At 59.6% G+C, this 17,055-nt stretch carries 13 protein-coding genes and 1 pseudogene; 4 read left to right on the top strand and 10 right to left on the bottom strand.

Annotated elements, in window-relative coordinates:
* Window positions 1-29: 29 nt before the first annotated feature.
* Window positions 30-977 carry an alpha/beta hydrolase gene (locus IB246_RS06600; RefSeq protein WP_008026053.1) on the bottom strand — a complete coding sequence of 316 codons (948 nt, stop codon included), beginning with the start codon at window positions 975-977 and terminating at the stop codon, window positions 30-32.
* Between the two features lie 97 nt (window positions 978-1,074).
* Here IB246_RS06600 and IB246_RS06595 point away from each other — a divergent pair, with 97 nt between their 5' ends.
* Window positions 1,075-1,656: a DUF6436 domain-containing protein gene (locus IB246_RS06595; RefSeq protein WP_008040759.1), complete on the top strand. Its 582-nt coding sequence runs from the start codon at window positions 1,075-1,077 to the stop codon at window positions 1,654-1,656.
* A gap of 107 nt (window positions 1,657-1,763) precedes the next feature.
* Window positions 1,764-4,175 carry a penicillin acylase family protein gene (locus IB246_RS06590; RefSeq protein ID WP_008040758.1) on the top strand — a complete coding sequence of 804 codons (2,412 nt, stop codon included), beginning with the start codon at window positions 1,764-1,766 and terminating at the stop codon, window positions 4,173-4,175.
* A gap of 128 nt (window positions 4,176-4,303) precedes the next feature.
* Here IB246_RS06590 and IB246_RS06585 read toward each other — a convergent pair whose 3' ends face one another.
* Window positions 4,304-5,269 (bottom strand): GlxA family transcriptional regulator, encoded by a 966-nt coding sequence (locus tag IB246_RS06585; RefSeq protein WP_008040757.1) that lies wholly within the window; start codon window positions 5,267-5,269, stop codon window positions 4,304-4,306.
* A gap of 304 nt (window positions 5,270-5,573) precedes the next feature.
* Here IB246_RS06585 and IB246_RS06580 point away from each other — a divergent pair, with 304 nt between their 5' ends.
* Window positions 5,574-6,215 (top strand): HD domain-containing protein, encoded by a 642-nt coding sequence (locus IB246_RS06580; protein WP_008040755.1) that lies wholly within the window; start codon window positions 5,574-5,576, stop codon window positions 6,213-6,215.
* A 133-nt stretch (window positions 6,216-6,348) separates the two neighbouring features.
* Here the strand turns inward: IB246_RS06580 and IB246_RS06575 are convergent, their stop codons facing one another.
* From IB246_RS06575 to IB246_RS06540, 8 genes and pseudogenes are all read right to left on the bottom strand, one after another.
* A complete protein-coding gene (locus IB246_RS06575) occupies window positions 6,349-7,242 on the bottom strand; it encodes an ABC transporter permease subunit (protein WP_008026042.1) in 894 nt (297 codons plus the stop codon).
* Window positions 7,239-8,120, bottom strand: coding sequence for an ABC transporter permease subunit (locus IB246_RS06570; RefSeq protein WP_177318183.1), 882 nt, complete (start codon window positions 8,118-8,120; stop codon window positions 7,239-7,241). Before IB246_RS06570 ends, IB246_RS06575 begins: the two co-directional genes overlap by 4 nt.
* A gap of 35 nt (window positions 8,121-8,155) precedes the next feature.
* On the bottom strand, window positions 8,156-9,298 hold the full coding sequence (locus IB246_RS06565) for an ABC transporter ATP-binding protein (RefSeq protein ID WP_008026038.1): 1,143 nt from the start codon (window positions 9,296-9,298) through the stop codon (window positions 8,156-8,158).
* 71 nt (window positions 9,299-9,369) lie between these two features.
* Window positions 9,370-10,467, bottom strand: coding sequence for a polyamine ABC transporter substrate-binding protein (locus IB246_RS06560; RefSeq protein WP_008026036.1), 1,098 nt, complete (start codon window positions 10,465-10,467; stop codon window positions 9,370-9,372).
* 244 nt (window positions 10,468-10,711) lie between these two features.
* Window positions 10,712-11,824: a polyamine ABC transporter substrate-binding protein gene (locus tag IB246_RS06555; protein WP_008026034.1), complete on the bottom strand. Its 1,113-nt coding sequence runs from the start codon at window positions 11,822-11,824 to the stop codon at window positions 10,712-10,714.
* 170 nt (window positions 11,825-11,994) lie between these two features.
* On the bottom strand, window positions 11,995-13,359 hold the full coding sequence (locus IB246_RS06550; protein WP_008040754.1) for an aspartate aminotransferase family protein: 1,365 nt from the start codon (window positions 13,357-13,359) through the stop codon (window positions 11,995-11,997).
* Window positions 13,360-13,417: 58 nt separating this feature from the next.
* A complete protein-coding gene (locus IB246_RS06545) occupies window positions 13,418-14,776 on the bottom strand; it encodes a glutamine synthetase family protein (protein ID WP_008026030.1) in 1,359 nt (452 codons plus the stop codon).
* Window positions 14,777-14,870: 94 nt separating this feature from the next.
* Window positions 14,871-15,194 (bottom strand): annotated as a pseudogene (locus IB246_RS06540) (gamma-glutamyl-gamma-aminobutyrate hydrolase family protein); the annotation flags it as partial.
* 278 nt (window positions 15,195-15,472) lie between these two features.
* On the opposite strand from IB246_RS06540, the gene IB246_RS06535 reads away from it, so the two are divergent.
* Entirely contained in the window at window positions 15,473-16,849 is a 1,377-nt protein-coding gene (locus IB246_RS06535) for a glutamine synthetase family protein (protein WP_008026026.1), read from the top strand.
* Window positions 16,850-17,055 lie beyond the last annotated feature (206 nt).

Below are 17,055 nucleotides of genomic sequence, written 5' to 3'. Positions count from 1 at the left end.
GCTTGCCCGCGAAGAGGCCGCAACAATCACTAAAGATTCCGGCCCTTGATCCGCTTCGTCAAAAACCCGAAATACTCCCCGCGCAACGCCACCGTCTCATTCGCCAAATGATGCCGCGCCTCAGGCAGCATCAACACCTGAGGCCGATCGAACTTGGCCTTCAACACCTCAAGATTGTGCTGCCAATCCACCGTCATGTCCGCCTGCCCCTGCACGATCAGCGGCCGCCGAGTGCTGTCCGGCGCAGCTTCGATGCGTTTGATCCAGCGCGCCAGCGCGCCGACCCAGGCCGTCGGCAAGCGCAGCGGTTGCAGCGGGTCGGCTTGCAGGAACGGCAGGAAATCCGGGTCGTTGGAGTTCTCGCTGAAACGTCGGGCGATGGCTTTGACGAACGGCTTGAGCAGGTAATAACTGAGCTGCGACCAGCCCCAGGCGCGCGGCCTCACCAGCGGCGACAACAGGATCACCTGGCCCTGGGCCGGACTGCCCGCCCCTTCGTTAAGCACATGGTCGATCACGATGGCGCCACCGGTGCTTTGACCGCACAGGTGCCACGGCTGCGGCAGATCGAGGGATTTCGCCTCGGCGAACAGCCCTTGCAGCGTGTCCTGATACTCGGCGAAATCGTTGATGCTCGCACGCTCGCCGCTGGACAGGCCATGCCCCGGCAAGTCGCAGGCAATCACCGCGAAATCCTGATTCAGCGCCCACTCGATCACGTGCCGGTAGAGCCCGGTGTGATCGTAGAAACCGTGGAACACAAACAACGTCGCCTTCGCCCGCTCCGGCCACCACACTTGGCCGACCACGTCATAAGCGTCCACTTCAAAACGACCCAGGCCCCTGCGCAACTGACGCCCCGGAAAATCCAGCCCGTAGAACCGCTGGTACGCCTGCGCCTCCTCGGACAGTGGCTGCCACTCGGCCAGGGGCCGCAGGCTGGCACGCAAATGATCGGGGGCGAAAGTGGCGGACATGGGCGATTCCAGAGCACGAAGCGGACTTTATAAGCCTGCGATATTCATCTGTCGCGGCAAGCATGGCAAGCTGGGCGACCTTCGAGGATCGACACCCATGCGTTTGCCCTACCGCACCCCGCTGCTTGCCTGCCTGCTCGCCCTCGTGTGCGCCGGTGTTTTATGGGCGGCGTACGACTGGTTTCAAGGACGCTACCTGCGAGCGTTCAGCGAACACACGGCGGTGTTTTCCGGTGACCCGTTGCACTTGCCCGACAACCTCGCCGGCCCCGGCGCCATTCGCCTGGTGCACTTCTGGGACCCGGCCTGTCCGTGCAACGTCGGCAATCAACAACACCTGAGCGAACTGGTCGAGCAGTATGTGCCACAGGGCGTCGAGTTTTATGCGGTACAAAAACCCGGCAGCCACGGCCAGTTGCCGAGCACGCTGAGCAGCCTGAAAACCATCACCGTCCTCCCTGGCTCCGAACAGATCCCGGCCAGCCCGGCGGTGGCGATCTGGGACCGCAGCGGCAAACTGGCCTACTTCGGCCCTTACAGCGAAGGCCTGACCTGTAATTCGAGCAACAGCTTCATTGAGCCGATCCTACAAGCGTTAAACGCGGGCCGCACAGTCAATGCCACGCACACGCTGGCCGTCGGGTGTTACTGCCCGTGGCCCGCCGACACAAAGCAGTAAGACCGCGCAGACGCGAATCCCTCCTAAGGGCGATGGGCCGATTCGGCAAGCCGTGTTAAACAGTGGCGCCAGGGAACTGCTGCCACTAATAACAACAAGGAGTCACCATGAAACGTAGCCTGACCGTTCTCGCACTGCTGATAGTCGCGCTCGCCGCAGGTGCCGGCGGGTACATCTACAGCAAGCAACCGACGCGCCAGGGCATGGTCGAGCTGCAACACTTGCAAGGCTCCGTCACCGTCCGTTACGACGAACGCGGCATCCCGCACATCCGCGCCGAAAACGAAACCGACCTGTACCGCGCCCTCGGCTATGTGCACGCCCAGGACCGGCTGTTTCAGATGGAAGTCCTGCGCCGCCTGGCCCGTGGTGAACTGGCCGAAGTGCTGGGCCCGAAACTGCTCGACACCGACAAGCTGATGCGCAGCCTGCGCATTCGCGAACGCGCCGAAACCTACCTGGCGAACATGGATAAGCAGTCGCCGGCCTTCATCGCCATGCAAGCCTATCTGGACGGCATCAACCAGTATCAGGACAGCCATGCAAAACCTGCGGAGTTCGATGTACTGGGCATTCCAAAACGCCCGTTCACCGCGCAGGACACCATCAGCATCGCCGGTTACATGGCCTACAGTTTTGCCGCGGCGTTTCGCACCGAACCCTTGCTGACCTACGTGCGTGATCAACTGGGTGCCGAGTACCTGAACGTCTTCGATCTCGACTGGCAGTCCAAAGGCGTGCTCGCGAACAACCACAGCAGCACCCCGCCGCCTCTCGCCAGCGCCGACTGGAAAGACCTCAACGCCCTCGCCCGCCTGAGCGAGCAGGCGCTGGCCGACAACGGTTTGCCGCAGTTCGAGGGCAGCAACGCCTGGGTCGTCGCGGGCAATCGGACCAAAAGTGGCAAGCCGCTGCTGGCCGGTGATCCGCATATCCGCTTCTCCGCGCCGTCGGTGTGGTACGAAGCGCAGCTCTCGGCGCCGGGCTTCGAGCTCTACGGTCACTATCAGGCGTTGATGCCGTTCGCCTCGCTGGGGATGAACCGTGACTTCGGCTGGAGCATCACCATGTTCCAGAACGACGACCTCGACCTGATCGCCGAGAAGGTCAACCCGGACAACGCCAACCAGGTCTGGTATCGCGGCAAGTGGGTGGACATGGTCACCAGCGAACAGCAGATCGCGGTCAAGGGGCAGCCGCCGGTGAAGTTGCTGCTGCGCCAGTCGCCACACGGGCCGATCGTCAACGATGCGCTGGGCAACAGCGTCGGCAAGACGCCCATCGCCATGTGGTGGGGTTTTCTGGAAAGCCAGAACCCGATCCTCGAAGGTTTCTACCAGCTCAACCGTGCCGACACCCTGGCCAAGGCGCGCAGTGCCGCCGCCAAGGTCCAGGCGCCGGGGCTGAACATCGTCTGGGCCAACGCCAAGGGCGACATCGGCTGGTGGGCGGCGGCGCAACTGCCGAAGCGTCCAGCAGGTGTGCGGCCGTGGTTCATCCTCGACGGCAGCAGCGCCGAAGCGGACAAGGACGGCTTCTACCCGTTCAGCGCCAACCCGCAGGAAGAGAACCCGGCGCGGGGCTACATTGTCTCGGCCAACTTCCAGCCCGTGTCGCCGACCGGCATGGAGATCCCTGGTTACTACAACCTCGCCGATCGTGGGCAGCAGCTCAATCGCCAGCTCAGCGACAAGGCCGTGAAGTGGGATCTGGAGGCCAGCCAGAAACTGCAACTGGGCACCACCACTGCCTACGGTCCGCGTTTGCTTGCGCCGTTGTTACCGGTGCTGCGCGAGGTGGTGAGCGATCCCGCTGAACTGAAACTGGTTGAACAACTGGCCCAGTGGACAGGCGACTACCCGCTGGATTCCACCAGCGCCACGCTGTTCAATCAGTTCCTGTTCAACCTCGCAGACGCGACGATGCACGATGAACTGGGCAACGACTTCTTCGAGACGCTGCTCTCGACCCGGGTGATCGACGCTGCGCTGCCGCGCCTGGCGGCGAACGCCGACTCACCGTGGTGGGACAACCGCAACACCCTCGGCAAGGAAACCCGCGCCGACACGGTCAAGGTGGCGTGGCAAGCGAGCCTCGCGCACCTCAAGAGCACGCTGGGTGCGGATTTCACGCAATGGCAGTGGGGCAAGGCGCACACGCTGACCCATGGTCATCCACTGGGGCAACAGAAGCCGCTGGACCGGATTTTCAATGTCGGGCCATTCGCAGCACCGGGCACTCACGAAGTGCCAAACAACCTCTCGGCCAAGATCGGCCCCGCACCGTGGCCGGTGACTTATGGGCCATCGACCCGACGCCTGATCGACTTCGCCGACCCGGCGCACAGCCTGACCGTCAACCCGGTGGGCCAGAGTGGCGTGCCGTTTGACCGGCATTTTGATGATCAGGCGGAGGCGTATGTCGAAGGGGTGTACTTCCAGGCGCATCTCAATGATGAAGAGGTGACGGCGAATACGCGGAGTACGTTGAAGCTGTTGCCGGCGCGCAGTGCTCAGTAGATTTGTATTGGCTGGACTGGCCTCATCGCCAGCAGGCTGGCTCCCACAGTGGTCCTGTGCACGCAGATCCATTGTGGGAGCTAGCCTGCTAGCGATGAGGCCCGCAAGAACAACGCATATTCATGCGTTCAAACCATCGCCGCAAAATTCAACCTGAACTGCTGCGGCGTAACCCCCAACCGGCGATTGAACACGCTGCGCATATGCTGCGCATCGCGAAACCCGCACTGATACGCCACCGTCTTCAACGGCGCGACGGTGCTTTCGAGCATCACCCGCGCTGCATCCACCCTCGCTCGTTCGACGAATTCCGCCGGGGTGACCTTCGCCTCTTTGGCAAACACCCTGGAAAAGTTGCGGGCGCTCATGTTGGCGGCGTTGGCCAGGTCAGCAATGGTCAGATCGCCGGTCAGGTTGGCCAGCACATAATGCTGAACCATCGCCACCGCCGACGTCGGCTCAGCGTGGGGAGTGAGGAATGGACTGAACTGCGATTGCCCGCCCGAGCGCTGCGTGAACACCACCAGCCGCTTGGCCACGCTGAGCGCCACTTCCGGCCCATGATCCCGGGCCAACAAGTACAACGACAGATCGATCCCCGCCGTGACCCCGGCCGAGGTATAGAGCTCGCCGTCCTGCACGTACAAGCGATCAGCCTCGACCTGCGTCGAAGGGCACAATGCCGCAAGTGCAGCGGCATCCCCCCAATGAGTCGTCACCGTCCGCCCTTCGAGCAAGCCTGCCCGGGCGAGCATGAATGCACCGTTGCAGATCGAGCCGAACCGTTGCGCCAGCGCGCTGGCATCGCGCAGCCAGGCATCGAAGGCCGCGCCGAAATCCATGAACGGCAACTGCGGCCCACCGGCCACCAGCAACAAGTCGTACGCCCCCAGCGCCTCGCTGAAATGCCGATGGGCATTAAGGGATAAACCGTTGGAGCACGGCATCACACCGCGCTCGACGCCGATCACCTCCAGTTGATAGTGATCCTGCGGCGCGAGGAAACGATTGGCCTCGGAAAACACATCCATGGGGCCGGTGACGTCCAGGGACTGAACGCCGGCGAACACCACGATGGCAACGGTTTTACTCATAACAAGGAACACCCTCGATGCACGCAGACTTTGTAGGAGCCGGCTTGCTGGCGATGGAGGGTCAGTCGACATCAATGTTGCTGACATACCATCGCCAGCAAGCCGGCTCCTACAAGGTGTGCGCATGACGTAAATCCATGCGCAGGACCTCAACCGTAGCCAATCCGCGCTCAACAAGCGAGGTTGGCGCGATTTGCATGCTCATTGGCAAGGATCGCAGCCATGGATCGATTGTCCGGTTTTGGGGTCGGGAACAGACTTGTCCCATCAGCGCCGCCACGGCGTTCCCCACGAGGACAGCACCATGAGCAGCACCATCGCCGGCATCAAAATCCCCGACAGCGCTTTGGCCCGGGCCACCACGGAATACATTCGCGACGTCGAATCCGACCTGCTTTATCACCACTCGCGCCGGGTGTTTCTGTTCGGCGCATTGAGCGGTGAACGCAAGCAACTGGCCTACAACCCGGAGCTGCTGTACGTCGGCGCGATGTTCCATGACCTGGGTCTGGTGGAAGGTCATCGCAGCGACGATGAACGCTTCGAAGTCGATAGCGCCAACGCCGCCAAAGCGTTTCTTAAGCCTTATGGCCTGAGCGATGACGACATTGAGCAGGTGTGGTTGTCGATTGCCCTGCACACCACGCCGAACGTAGTGCATCACCTGCGCCCCAACGTGGCATTGGTGACGGCGGGCGTTGAAATGGATGTGCTGGGGATCGACTACGCGGCATTTCCCACGGCGCAGCGTGAGGCGGTGGTGCACGCGCATCCACGGGGCGAGGGGTTCAAGGAGTGCATCCTGTGTGCGTTCGCCAACGGCTTCAAGCACAAGCCGGACACCACGTTCGGTACGGTGAACGCGGATGTGCTGGTGGACAGCGAGCCAGGGTTCAAGCCGATGAACTTCGTCGAGATCATCCGCAAGTCCCCTTGGGCTGCATAAAGCAAATGTGGGAGCGAGCCTGCTCGCGATGAGGCAATAACAGTCACCTGTAATGGTGACTGTTACACCGCTATCGCGAGCAGGCTCGCTCCCACATTGGATCGGGGTTGGCCACGTAATTGTGGCCAACGCTTTAAGCCGCTTCCGGCGCCTGCTGCGCGCGACGCACGTCCGGTTGCTTCCACGAATCGGCAGCGCTTTCTTCGATGGCCTGCTGAATCGCACGCTTGCGGCTTTCTTCGGCGCGGCGGCTGAAGAACCAGACCAGGAAGGTCATCAACGACACCGCCAGCAGAATCAGGCTGGCCACGGCGTTGATCTCAGGCTTCACGCCCAGACGCACCGCCGAGAACACTTCCATCGGCAAGGTCGTCGACCCCGGCCCCGACACGAAGCTGGCCAACACCAGGTCATCCAGCGACAGGGCGAACGACATCATGCCGCCCGCCCCCAGGGATGGCGCGATCATCGGGATGGTGATCAGGAAGAACACCTTCCACGGCTTCGCCCCGAGATCCATGGCGGCCTCTTCGATGGACAGGTCCAGCTCACGCAAGCGCGCCGACACCACCACCGCCACATACGCCGCACAGAACGTGGTGTGGGCGATCCAGATGGTGACGATGCCGCGTTCCTGTGGCCAACCGATCATCTGCGCCATGGCCACGAACAGCAGCAACAGCGACAGACCGGTGATCACTTCGGGCATCACCAGCGGCGCGGTGACCAGGCCGCCGAACAACGTGCGGCCCTTGAAGCGGGTAATGCGGGTCAGGACGAATGCGGCCAACGTGCCCAGCGCCACAGCGGCAATCGCCGTGTAGCAGGCGATTTCCAGCGAACGCACCACCGAGCCCATCAGTTGGGTGTTGTCCATCAGGCCGACGTACCACTTGATCGACCAGCCGCCCCACACCGTCACCAGTTTCGAGGCGTTGAACGAGTAGATCACCAGGATCAGCATCGGCGCGTAGATAAACAGCAAACCCGCGATCAGCATGAAACTCGAGAAACGGAAGCGCTTCATTCTTTACCCTCCATTTCTTTGGCCTGACTGCGGTTGAACAGGATGATCGGCACAATCAGGATCAACAGCATCACCACCGCCAGGGCAGACGCCACCGGCCAGTCACGGTTGTTGAAGAACTCTTGCCAGAGCACTTTACCGATCATCAGGGTTTCCGGACCGCCCAGCAGTTCCGGGATCACGAACTCGCCCACCACTGGAATGAACACCAGCATGCAACCGGCGACGATGCCGTTCTTGGACAGCGGAATGGTGATCTTCCAGAAGCTGTTGAACGTACTCGAACCGAGGTCGGATGCGGCTTCCAACAGGCTGTTGTCGTGCTTCACCAGGTTGGCGTAGAGCGGCAGGATCATGAACGGCAGGTACGAATAAACCACGCCGATGTACACCGCCAGGTTGGTGTTGAGGATCTGCAGCGGTTCGTCGATCCAGCCCATGCTCATCAGGAAACCGTTGAGCAGACCGTTGTTGCTGAGAATGCCCATCCACGCGTAAACGCGGATCAGGATCGCGGTCCAGGTCGGCATCATGATCAGCAGCACCAGCACCGTTTGCAGCTCTTTGCGGGCACTGGCGATGGCGTAGGCCATCGGGTAACCGATCAGCAGGCAGAGGATGGTGCTGATCAGCGCCATCTTCAACGAACCGAGGTAAGCGGCGATGTACAACTCATCGTCGCCGAGCATCGCGTAGTTGCCGAGGTTGAGCAGCACCTGCAGCTTCTGGTCTACGAAGTTGTAGATCTCGGTGTACGGCGGAATGGCCACGTCGGCTTCAGCGAAGCTGATCTTCAGGACGATGAAGAACGGCAGCATGAAGAACATGAACAGCCAGAGGAACGGAACCCCGATGACCAGCTGACGGCCACCGGGAATTATTCGATTGAGGCGGCGTTTAAATTTGCGCATGTTCATGAGCGAAGTACCACGCCGCTGTCGTCTTCCCACCACACGTAAACCTGGTCACCCCAGGTTGGGCGCTGACCGCGGCGTTCGGCGTTGGCGACGAACGACTGGACGATCTTGCCGCTCGGCAACTCGACGTAGAACACCGAGTGGCCACCGAGGTAGGCGATGTCGTGCACCTTGCCGCTGGACCAGTTGTATTCGCAGGTCGGCATGTCCGGCGTCACCAGCAGTTTTTCCGGACGGATCGCGTAGGTCACGGATTTGTCCTGCACCGAGGTGCTGATGCCGTGGCCCACGTAGATCTGGCGATCCAGGTCTTTGCAGGTGATGGTCGCATGGCCTTCGGCGTCGTCGATCACTTCACCGTCGAAGATGTTGACGTTGCCGATGAACTCGCAGACCAGGCGGCTGGTCGGGGTTTCGTAGATGTCGATCGGGCTGCCGATCTGGGCGATCCAGCCCAGGTGCATGATCGCGATGCGCTCGGCCATGGTCATGGCCTCTTCCTGGTCGTGGGTCACCATGACGCAAGTTACGCCGACGCGCTCGATGATCTCGACCAGCTCAAGCTGCATTTGCGAACGCAGCTTCTTGTCCAGCGCACCCATCGGTTCGTCGAGCAGCAACAGCTTCGGTCGCTTGGCCAGCGAACGCGCCAGGGCCACACGCTGACGCTGACCACCGGACAACTGATGCGGCTTGCGCTTGGCGTACTGGGTCATCTGAACCAGCTTGAGCATGTCGGCCACGCGGGCATCGATTTCAGCCGCAGGCAGTTTGTCCTGCTTGAGGCCGAAGGCGATGTTCTGCGCCACGGTCATGTGCGGGAACAGGGCGTACGACTGGAACATCATGTTGATCGGCCGCTCGTAGGGCGGCATGTCGGTGATGTCTACGCCATCGAGGAAAATGCGCCCCTCCGTGGGCCGTTCGAAGCCTGCGAGCATGCGCAGCAACGTGGACTTGCCCGATCCCGAACCGCCGAGCAGGGCGAAAATCTCGCCTTTCTTGATTTCCAGGGACACATCGTCCACGGCAATCGTCTCGTCGAACTTCTTCGTGACCCGGTCGATTTTGACCAGCACCTGTTTAGGTGACTGGTCGCCCTCGAGGGCTTTCTTATAGGCGCCGGAGGCAACTGCCATTTACGAAACTCCCAAAAAAAAGAGTGCAGTTCGCTCAAGGTGAGCCAACCTGGATAGTTTGAGCCCTGAAGCTATTTGCCCGACTTGACCTTGGTCCAGCTGCGGGTCATCAAACGTTGAATGTTTGGTGGTAACTCGACCGACACGTAGGTCTTGTCGAGGACTGCTTGCGGTGGATAAACCGACTCGTCGGTGCGGATGGACTGCTCCATCAATTTGTCCGAGCCAGGGTTGGGGTTCGCATAGCCAACAGAATCACTGACCTGTGCGATCACCTCGGGTTTCAACAAATAGTTGATGAAGGCGTGGGCCTCTTTGACGTTGCCCGAATCCTTCGGAATCGCGAGCATGTCGAACCACAGCGCACCGCCCTCTTTGGGAATGGTGTAGGCGATGTTCACGCCTTTCTTCGCTTCAGCCGCACGGTTGCGAGCCTGGAACATGTCGCCGGAAAAACCGATCGCGATGCAGATATCGCCGTTGGCCAGATCCGCGATGTATTTGGAGGAGTGGAAGTAAGTCACGTAAGGCCGCACCGCCAGCAACTTGGCTTCAGCCTTTTTGTAATCTTCGGGGTTGGTGCTGTTGGCGTTCAGGCCCATGTAGTTGAGGACCGTCGGCATCATTTCATCGGCGGAGTCGAGGAACGCCACGCCGCAACTCTGCAGCTTCTTGATGTTCTCCGGCTCGAACACCGCGCTCCAGGAATCGATCTTGTCGACGCCCAGCACAGCCTTGATCTTGTCGACGTTGTAACCGATGCCGTTGGTGCCCCACAGGTAAGGGACGGCGTACAAGTTGCCCGGATCGTTTTGTTCCAGACGCTTGAGCAATACGGGGTCGAGGTTCGAGTAGTTCGGCAACTTCGACTTGTCGAGTTTCTGGAAAGCACCGGCCTTGATCTGCTTGCCGAGGAAGTGGTTCGACGGCACGACCACGTCATAACCGGTACGCCCGGCGAGCAACTTGCCCTCCAGGGTTTCGTTGGAATCAAAAACGTCATACACCGGTTTGATACCGGTCTCTTTCTGGAAGTCGGCCAGGGTGGTCTCGCCGATGTAGTCCGACCAGTTATAAATATGCACCGTGCCGGCAGCCTGGACACTGACAGCCATCGTCAGTCCGGCACCGGCCAGCAATGCATTGCGCAACAAAGAAAAAATAGGCAAGTGGAGGTCCTCTAAAATTAGTTGGGCCCAAGTTGCCCCGCGTTACATGACAGTCGTAGCTGCCCAGCAACAAAACCGGCGCGCAACTTACCCTCGAAAAACCGTTCCAGCAAAACTTTTATACGGATACCTGTAGGAGCGAGCCTGCTCGCGATGGTCGTCAATGATGACGCTGGGTGCCTGACACCCAGCGTTGCTCTCAGGTTCATCGCGAGCAGGCTCGCTCCTACAAGGGTTTTGCTACTTACTTACCGGATTTGATCTTGGTCCAGCTGCGAGTCAGGATCCGCTGGGTCGCGGCCGGCAAATCGGCAATCGCGTACAGCTTGGCCAGCACATCGGCAGGCGGGTAGACGCCCGGATCTTCGGTGATTTCTTTTTCGACCAGAGGGGTGGCCGCCGCGTTACCGTTCGGGAAACGTACCGCGTTGGTGATTTCAGCCATGATTTCCGGCTTTTGCAGGAAGGTCATGAACTTGTAGGCGCCTTCGACGTTTTCGGCATCTTTAGGGATGGCGACCATGTCGTAGAAGCTGCCGGCACCTTCTTTCGGAATGTTGTAGCTGACTTTCACCTTGTCACCGGCTTCGGCGGCGCGCGCTTTGGCCTGGTAGATGTCACCCGAGTAACCCACGGCTACGCAGATGTTGCCGTTGGCCAGGTCGGAGATGTACTTGGACGAGTGGAAGTAGCCAACCGAAGGACGAATCTTCAGGAACAGCGCTTCGGCTTCGGCCAATTGTTTTTTGTCCTGGCTGTCGGTTGGATAGCCCAGGTAGTGCAACGCCACCGGAATCATCTCGGTTGGCGAATCAAGGAAACTGACGCCACACGATTTCAACTTCGCGATGTTTTCAGGTTTGAACAACAGGTCCCAGGAATTGGTCGGTGCATCGGCGCCCAGTGCTGCCTTGACCTTCTCGGCGTTGAAGCCGATACCGATCGAACCCCACATGTACGGGAAGGCATGTTCGTTGCCCGGGTCGCTCACCGATACCGCTTTGAGCAGGTCAGTGTTCAGGTTCTTCCAGTTAGGCAGCTTGGACTTGTCCAGCTTCTGGTAAACGCCGGCCTTGATCTGCTTGGCCAGGAAGTTGTTCGACGGTACGACGATGTCGTAACCGGACTTGCCTGCCAGCAACTTGGCTTCCAGGGTTTCGTTACTGTCGAATACGTCGTAAACGACTTTGATGCCGGACTCGGTTTCGAACTTCTTGATGGTGTCCGGAGCGATGTAATCGGACCAGTTATAGACGTGCAACACCTTGTCGTCCGCCTGAACCGCACCCGCCATAATGCCCATCAGGGACATGGCGAGAAGTGTCTTGCCAGCAAGCTTTTTTCCTAATGCCTTCATGCGTAATGCTCCAAATTTTTTCTTTTTTGAACCACTTTGTTCAGCGGCCAAACCCGGGCAACTGGAACCGCGGCTAGTCTGGCAAGATCGGTGGCGGTCTTTCAAGGAAAGGCCGCCGTTTGCGACTGCCCTGAGCGAAAGTTTCATGTCTCCCGCTCAGAGCCTAGCACTTAGCCCTGCAACGCACTCAGGGTCAGGTCCAGGCACTTGCGTGCCTTGGTCACCAGCTCATCGATTTCAGCCTTGGTGATCACCAGTGGCGGAGCAATGATCATGGTGTCGCCGACGGCACGCATGATCAGGCCGTTGTCGAAGCAGAATGTGCGGCAGATCATGCCGACGCCCTTGCCTTCGTAACGCTTGCGCGTGGCCTTGTCCTGAACCAGTTCGATGGCCCCCAACAGCCCCACCCCGCGCACTTCCCCCACCAACGGGTGATCGCTCAGTTCCCGCAAACGTTTCTGCAAGTAAGGTGCCGTTTCTGCATGAACGCGCTCGATAATTTTTTCTTCGCGCAGGATGCGGATGTTTTCCAGCGCCACCGCCGCCGCCACCGGGTGCCCGGAATAGGTGAAACCGTGGTTGAAATCGCCGCCCTCGTTGAGCACCGCCACCACTTCGTCACGCACGATCAGGCCACCCATCGGGATGTAGCCGGACGTCAGGCCTTTGGCGATGGTCATCATGTCGGGTTTGAGGCCGTAGAAATCGGTACCGAACCACTCACCGGTGCGGCCGAAACCACAGATCACTTCGTCCGCCACGAACAGGATGTCGTACTTGGCGAGGATTTCCTTGATGCGCGGCCAGTAGGTGTCTGGCGGAATGATCACGCCACCGGCACCCTGGATCGGCTCGGCAATAAAGGCACCGACGTTGTCCACGCCGATTTCCAGAATCTTCTCTTCCAGCTGATTGGCTGCCCACACACCGAACTCTTCCGGTGTCATGTTGCCGCCTTCACTGAACCAGTAAGGCTGGGCGATGTGGACGATGCCCGGGATCGGCAAGTCGCCTTGTTCGTGCATGTACGTCATGCCACCCAGGCTCGCGCCGGCCACGGTGGAGCCGTGATAACCGTTCTTGCGGCTGATGATGACTTTCTTCTTCGGCTGGCCCTTGATCGCCCAATAGTGGCGGACCATACGCAGCATGGTGTCGTTGCCTTCGGAGCCGGAACCGGTGAAGAACACATGGTTCATGCCTTCTGGCGCGATGTCGGCAATGGCCTTGGCCAGCTCGAGCACCGGCGGGTGAGCAGTCTGGAAGAACAGGTTGTAGTAAGGCAACTCGCGCATTTGCTTGCTGGCGGCATCAGCCAGTTCATCGCGACCGTAGCCGATCGCTACGCACCACAGGCCGGCCATGCCGTCGAGGATCTTGTTGCCTTCGCTGTCCCAGAGGTAAACGCCCTTGGCGTTGGTGATGATCCGCGGGCCTTTCTCTTTCAGCTGCTTGAAGTCGCTGAACGGGGCCAGGTGGTGATCGTTGCTCAGGGTTTGCCATTCACGGGTTTGCGGGTTGTTGCTGGTCATGCGAACTCTCCTAAGATTTCGGTGAAAGGCGCCGCCAAAAGCAGCGGCGCCCGGCGCATCAGACGGCGAAGAGCAGGAATTCCCGCTCCCAGGAGCTGATCACGCGCTTGAAGTTTTCATGCTCGGCCCGCTTGACCGCGACGTAGCCAGTGATGAATTTCTTGCCCAGGTATTTCTCGATGGTCGCGCTGTTTTCCATGCGATCCAGCGCGTCCTCGATGGTCAGTGGCAGGCGCAGGTTGCGGCGTTCATAGCCGCGCCCCACCACCGGCGCACTTGGGTTCAAGCCTTCGACCATGCCGATGTAACCGCAGAGCAGGCTCGCGGCAATCGCCAGGTACGGGTTGGCATCAGCCCCCGGCAGGCGGTTTTCCACCCGACGGTTTTGCGGCCCGGCATCCGGCACCCGCAGGCCCACGGTGCGGTTCTCTTCGCCCCACTCCACGTTCACCGGCGCCGACGTATCCGGCAGGAAGCGGCGGAACGAGTTGACGTTCGGGGCGAACAGCGGCAACAGCTCGGGGATCAGTTTCTGCAAGCCACCGATGTGATGCAGGAACAACTGGCTCATGGTCCCGTCTTCATTGGAGAAGACGTTCTTGCCGGTCTCGATGTCGATGATGCTCTGGTGCAGGTGCATTGCGCTGCCCGGCTCGCCGGTCATCGGCTTGGCCATGAAAGTGGCGGCAACGTCGTGCTTGAGCGCGGCTTCGCGCATGGTGCGTTTGAACACCAGGATCTGGTCAGCCAGGGACAGGGCATCGCCGTGACGGAAGTTGATTTCCATCTGCGCCGTGCCGTCCTCGTGGATCAGCGTGTCGAGGTCCAGCTCCTGCAGTTCGCACCAGTCGTAGACGTCTTCGAACAGCGGATCGAATTCGTTGGCCGCTTCAATCGAGAACGACTGGCGGCCGATTTCCGGGCGCCCCGAGCGACCGATTGGCGGTTGCAGCGGGTAGTCGGGGTCGTCGCTACGCTTGGTCAGGTAAAACTCCATTTCCGGCGCCACGATTGGCTGCCAGCCCTTGTCGGAATAGAGCTTCAGAACCTTTTTAAGCACGTTGCGCGGCGACAGCTCGATCGGGTTGCCTTGCTTGTCATAAGTGTCGTGGATCACCTGGGCGGTCGGCTCTATGGCCCATGGCACCAGGAACACTGCATTCGAGTCGGGACGGCAGATCATGTCGATGTCGGCCGGGTCGAGCAGTTCGTAATAGATGTCGTCTTCGACATAGTCGCCGGTCACGGTCTGCAACAGAACGCTCTCGGGCAGGCGCATGCCTTTTTCAGCAATGAACTTGTTGGTCGGCGAAATCTTGCCCCGGGTGATCCCGGTCAAGTCGGCGATCATGCATTCGACTTCTGTGATCTTGTGGTCTTTCAACCAATCGGTGAGCTGGTCGAGGTTGTTACTCATAAATGCCTCTTAGGCTGAGTTTCCTGACTCTTATAAGTCAGGCGTTGTTTGACGCACGGGCGTCGCTTGGTACAGATTGCCACTGCAATTGCCGCACACAAATACCTGCCTCGACGACGGCATGGGTGAACGGGAACAATGCAAGGCGTGCAGAATCACGAGCAATGACCGACACGTTGGTCGGGCCAGCCAGGTAAAACGGTTCTATATTGGAAGGACAACCCGTAAAGAGAATGTCGCGCAGACCGTCCAGAATATCGGACGGAACCAGCCGGTTTGCCGGGGAAGGAAGAGTCGACGGCACGCCTTTGGCAACACGGGCCCTGGCGTGAGCGTAACGATCGCCACTGATGTGATAAGCATGCAGACCGATCTGCTTAGAGCAGACGGCGACGCCGATTAACGGCAGGCGAGACATGAAGCACCCCGGTATTATTGCTGTTATGGGTTTGAATCGAGCTTAGCCTTGTTCATTTTTTTACACAACACCCCCGTAAAAAATACAACACGGCCCGCTCAAGCCCGCGGACGGCAAAGCATTCAAAGGCATAAAAACGCCCCAAAGTGCCTCAAAAAAGCCTCACGGGCGCTTTTTTAGGGCAAAAAAGGCCTCGCTTGACTTCGGCATGCCGTTCGGGTTGACTGGAATCCGAAGAGATCAATGATTGATATTTTTAACAACAAAGGTGTTGCATCATGTCGGTACCCCCGCGTGCCGTTCAGCTTAACGAAGCGAACGCGTTCCTTAAGGAACATCCTGAGGTTCTGTACGTTGACCTTCTGATTGCGGATATGAATGGTGTGGTGCGCGGCAAGCGCATTGAACGCACCAGCCTCCACAAGGTTTACGAGAAAGGCATCAACCTGCCGGCCTCTCTATTTGCTCTGGATATCAACGGCTCGACGGTGGAAAGCACCGGCCTGGGCCTGGACATCGGCGATGCTGACCGAATCTGCTATCCAATCCCCGACACCCTGTGCAATGAGCCCTGGCAGAAGCGCCCTACCGCGCAACTGTTGATGACCATGCACGAACTCGAAGGCGAGCCATTCTTCGCCGACCCGCGCGAAGTGTTGGCCAACGTGGTGCGCAAGTTCGACGAAATGGGCCTGACCATCTGCGCCGCGTTCGAGCTGGAGTTCTACCTGATCGACCAGGAGAACGTGAACGGCCGTCCGCAACCACCTCGCTCGCCGGTTTCCGGTAAACGCCCGCACTCGACACAGGTCTACCTGATCGACGACCTCGACGAATACGTCGACTGCCTCCAGGACATTCTGGAAGGTGCAAAAGAGCAAGGCATCCCGGCCGACGCCATCGTCAAGGAAAGTGCCCCGGCGCAGTTCGAAGTGAACCTGCACCACGTGGCCGACCCGATCAAGGCCTGCGACTACGCGGTCCTGCTCAAGCGCCTGATCAAGAACATCGCCTACGACCATGAGATGGACACCACCTTCATGGCCAAGCCTTACCCGGGCCAGGCGGGTAACGGTCTGCACGTCCACATTTCGATTCTTGATAAAGACGGCAAAAACATTTTTGCCAGCGAGGATCCCGAGCAGAACGCCGCACTGCGTCACGCGATCGGCGGTGTGCTCGAGACCCTACCGGCGCAGATGGCTTTCCTCTGCCCGAACGTCAACTCCTACCGTCGTTTCGGCGCGCAGTTCTATGTGCCGAACTCGCCGTGCTGGGGCCTGGACAACCGCACCGTAGCGATTCGCGTACCCACCGGCGCCGCCGATGCCGTGCGCATCGAACACCGTGTAGCCGGCGCCGACGCCAACCCGTACCTGCTGATGGCTTCGGTCCTGGCGGGCGTGCACCACGGCCTGACCAACAAAATCGAGCCGGGCGCACCCGTGGAAGGCAACTCCTACGAGCAGAACGAGCAAAGCCTGCCGAACAACCTGCGCGACGCATTGCGCGAGCTGGACGACAGCGAAGTCATGGCCAAGTACATCGATCCGAAATACATCGATATCTTCGTGGCCTGCAAGGAAAGTGAGCTGGAGGAGTTTGAACACTCCATCTCCGACCTTGAGTACAACTGGTATCTGCATACCGTTTAAGCGGTTGCAGTGAAAACAACGCCGCAGGCTTCACAGCTTGCGGCGTTTTTTTTGCTCGCGATTTGTTATGGAGTGCTTGCGACCAAAAACCAAAGAAAACTCCTACGAATTCGTCAGACGCTAACGACATCTGTCCCCTGACCACCACCTCACACTCTAGACTCCGGAACTCTTTCCGTTTCCCTGACTACGTGTGAGAACAAAAA

Source organism: Pseudomonas sp. PDM01 (assembly GCF_014852325.1).
GTDB lineage: Bacteria > Pseudomonadota > Gammaproteobacteria > Pseudomonadales > Pseudomonadaceae > Aquipseudomonas > Aquipseudomonas migulae.
This window is presented reverse-complemented; position numbering and strand designations above follow the sequence as displayed.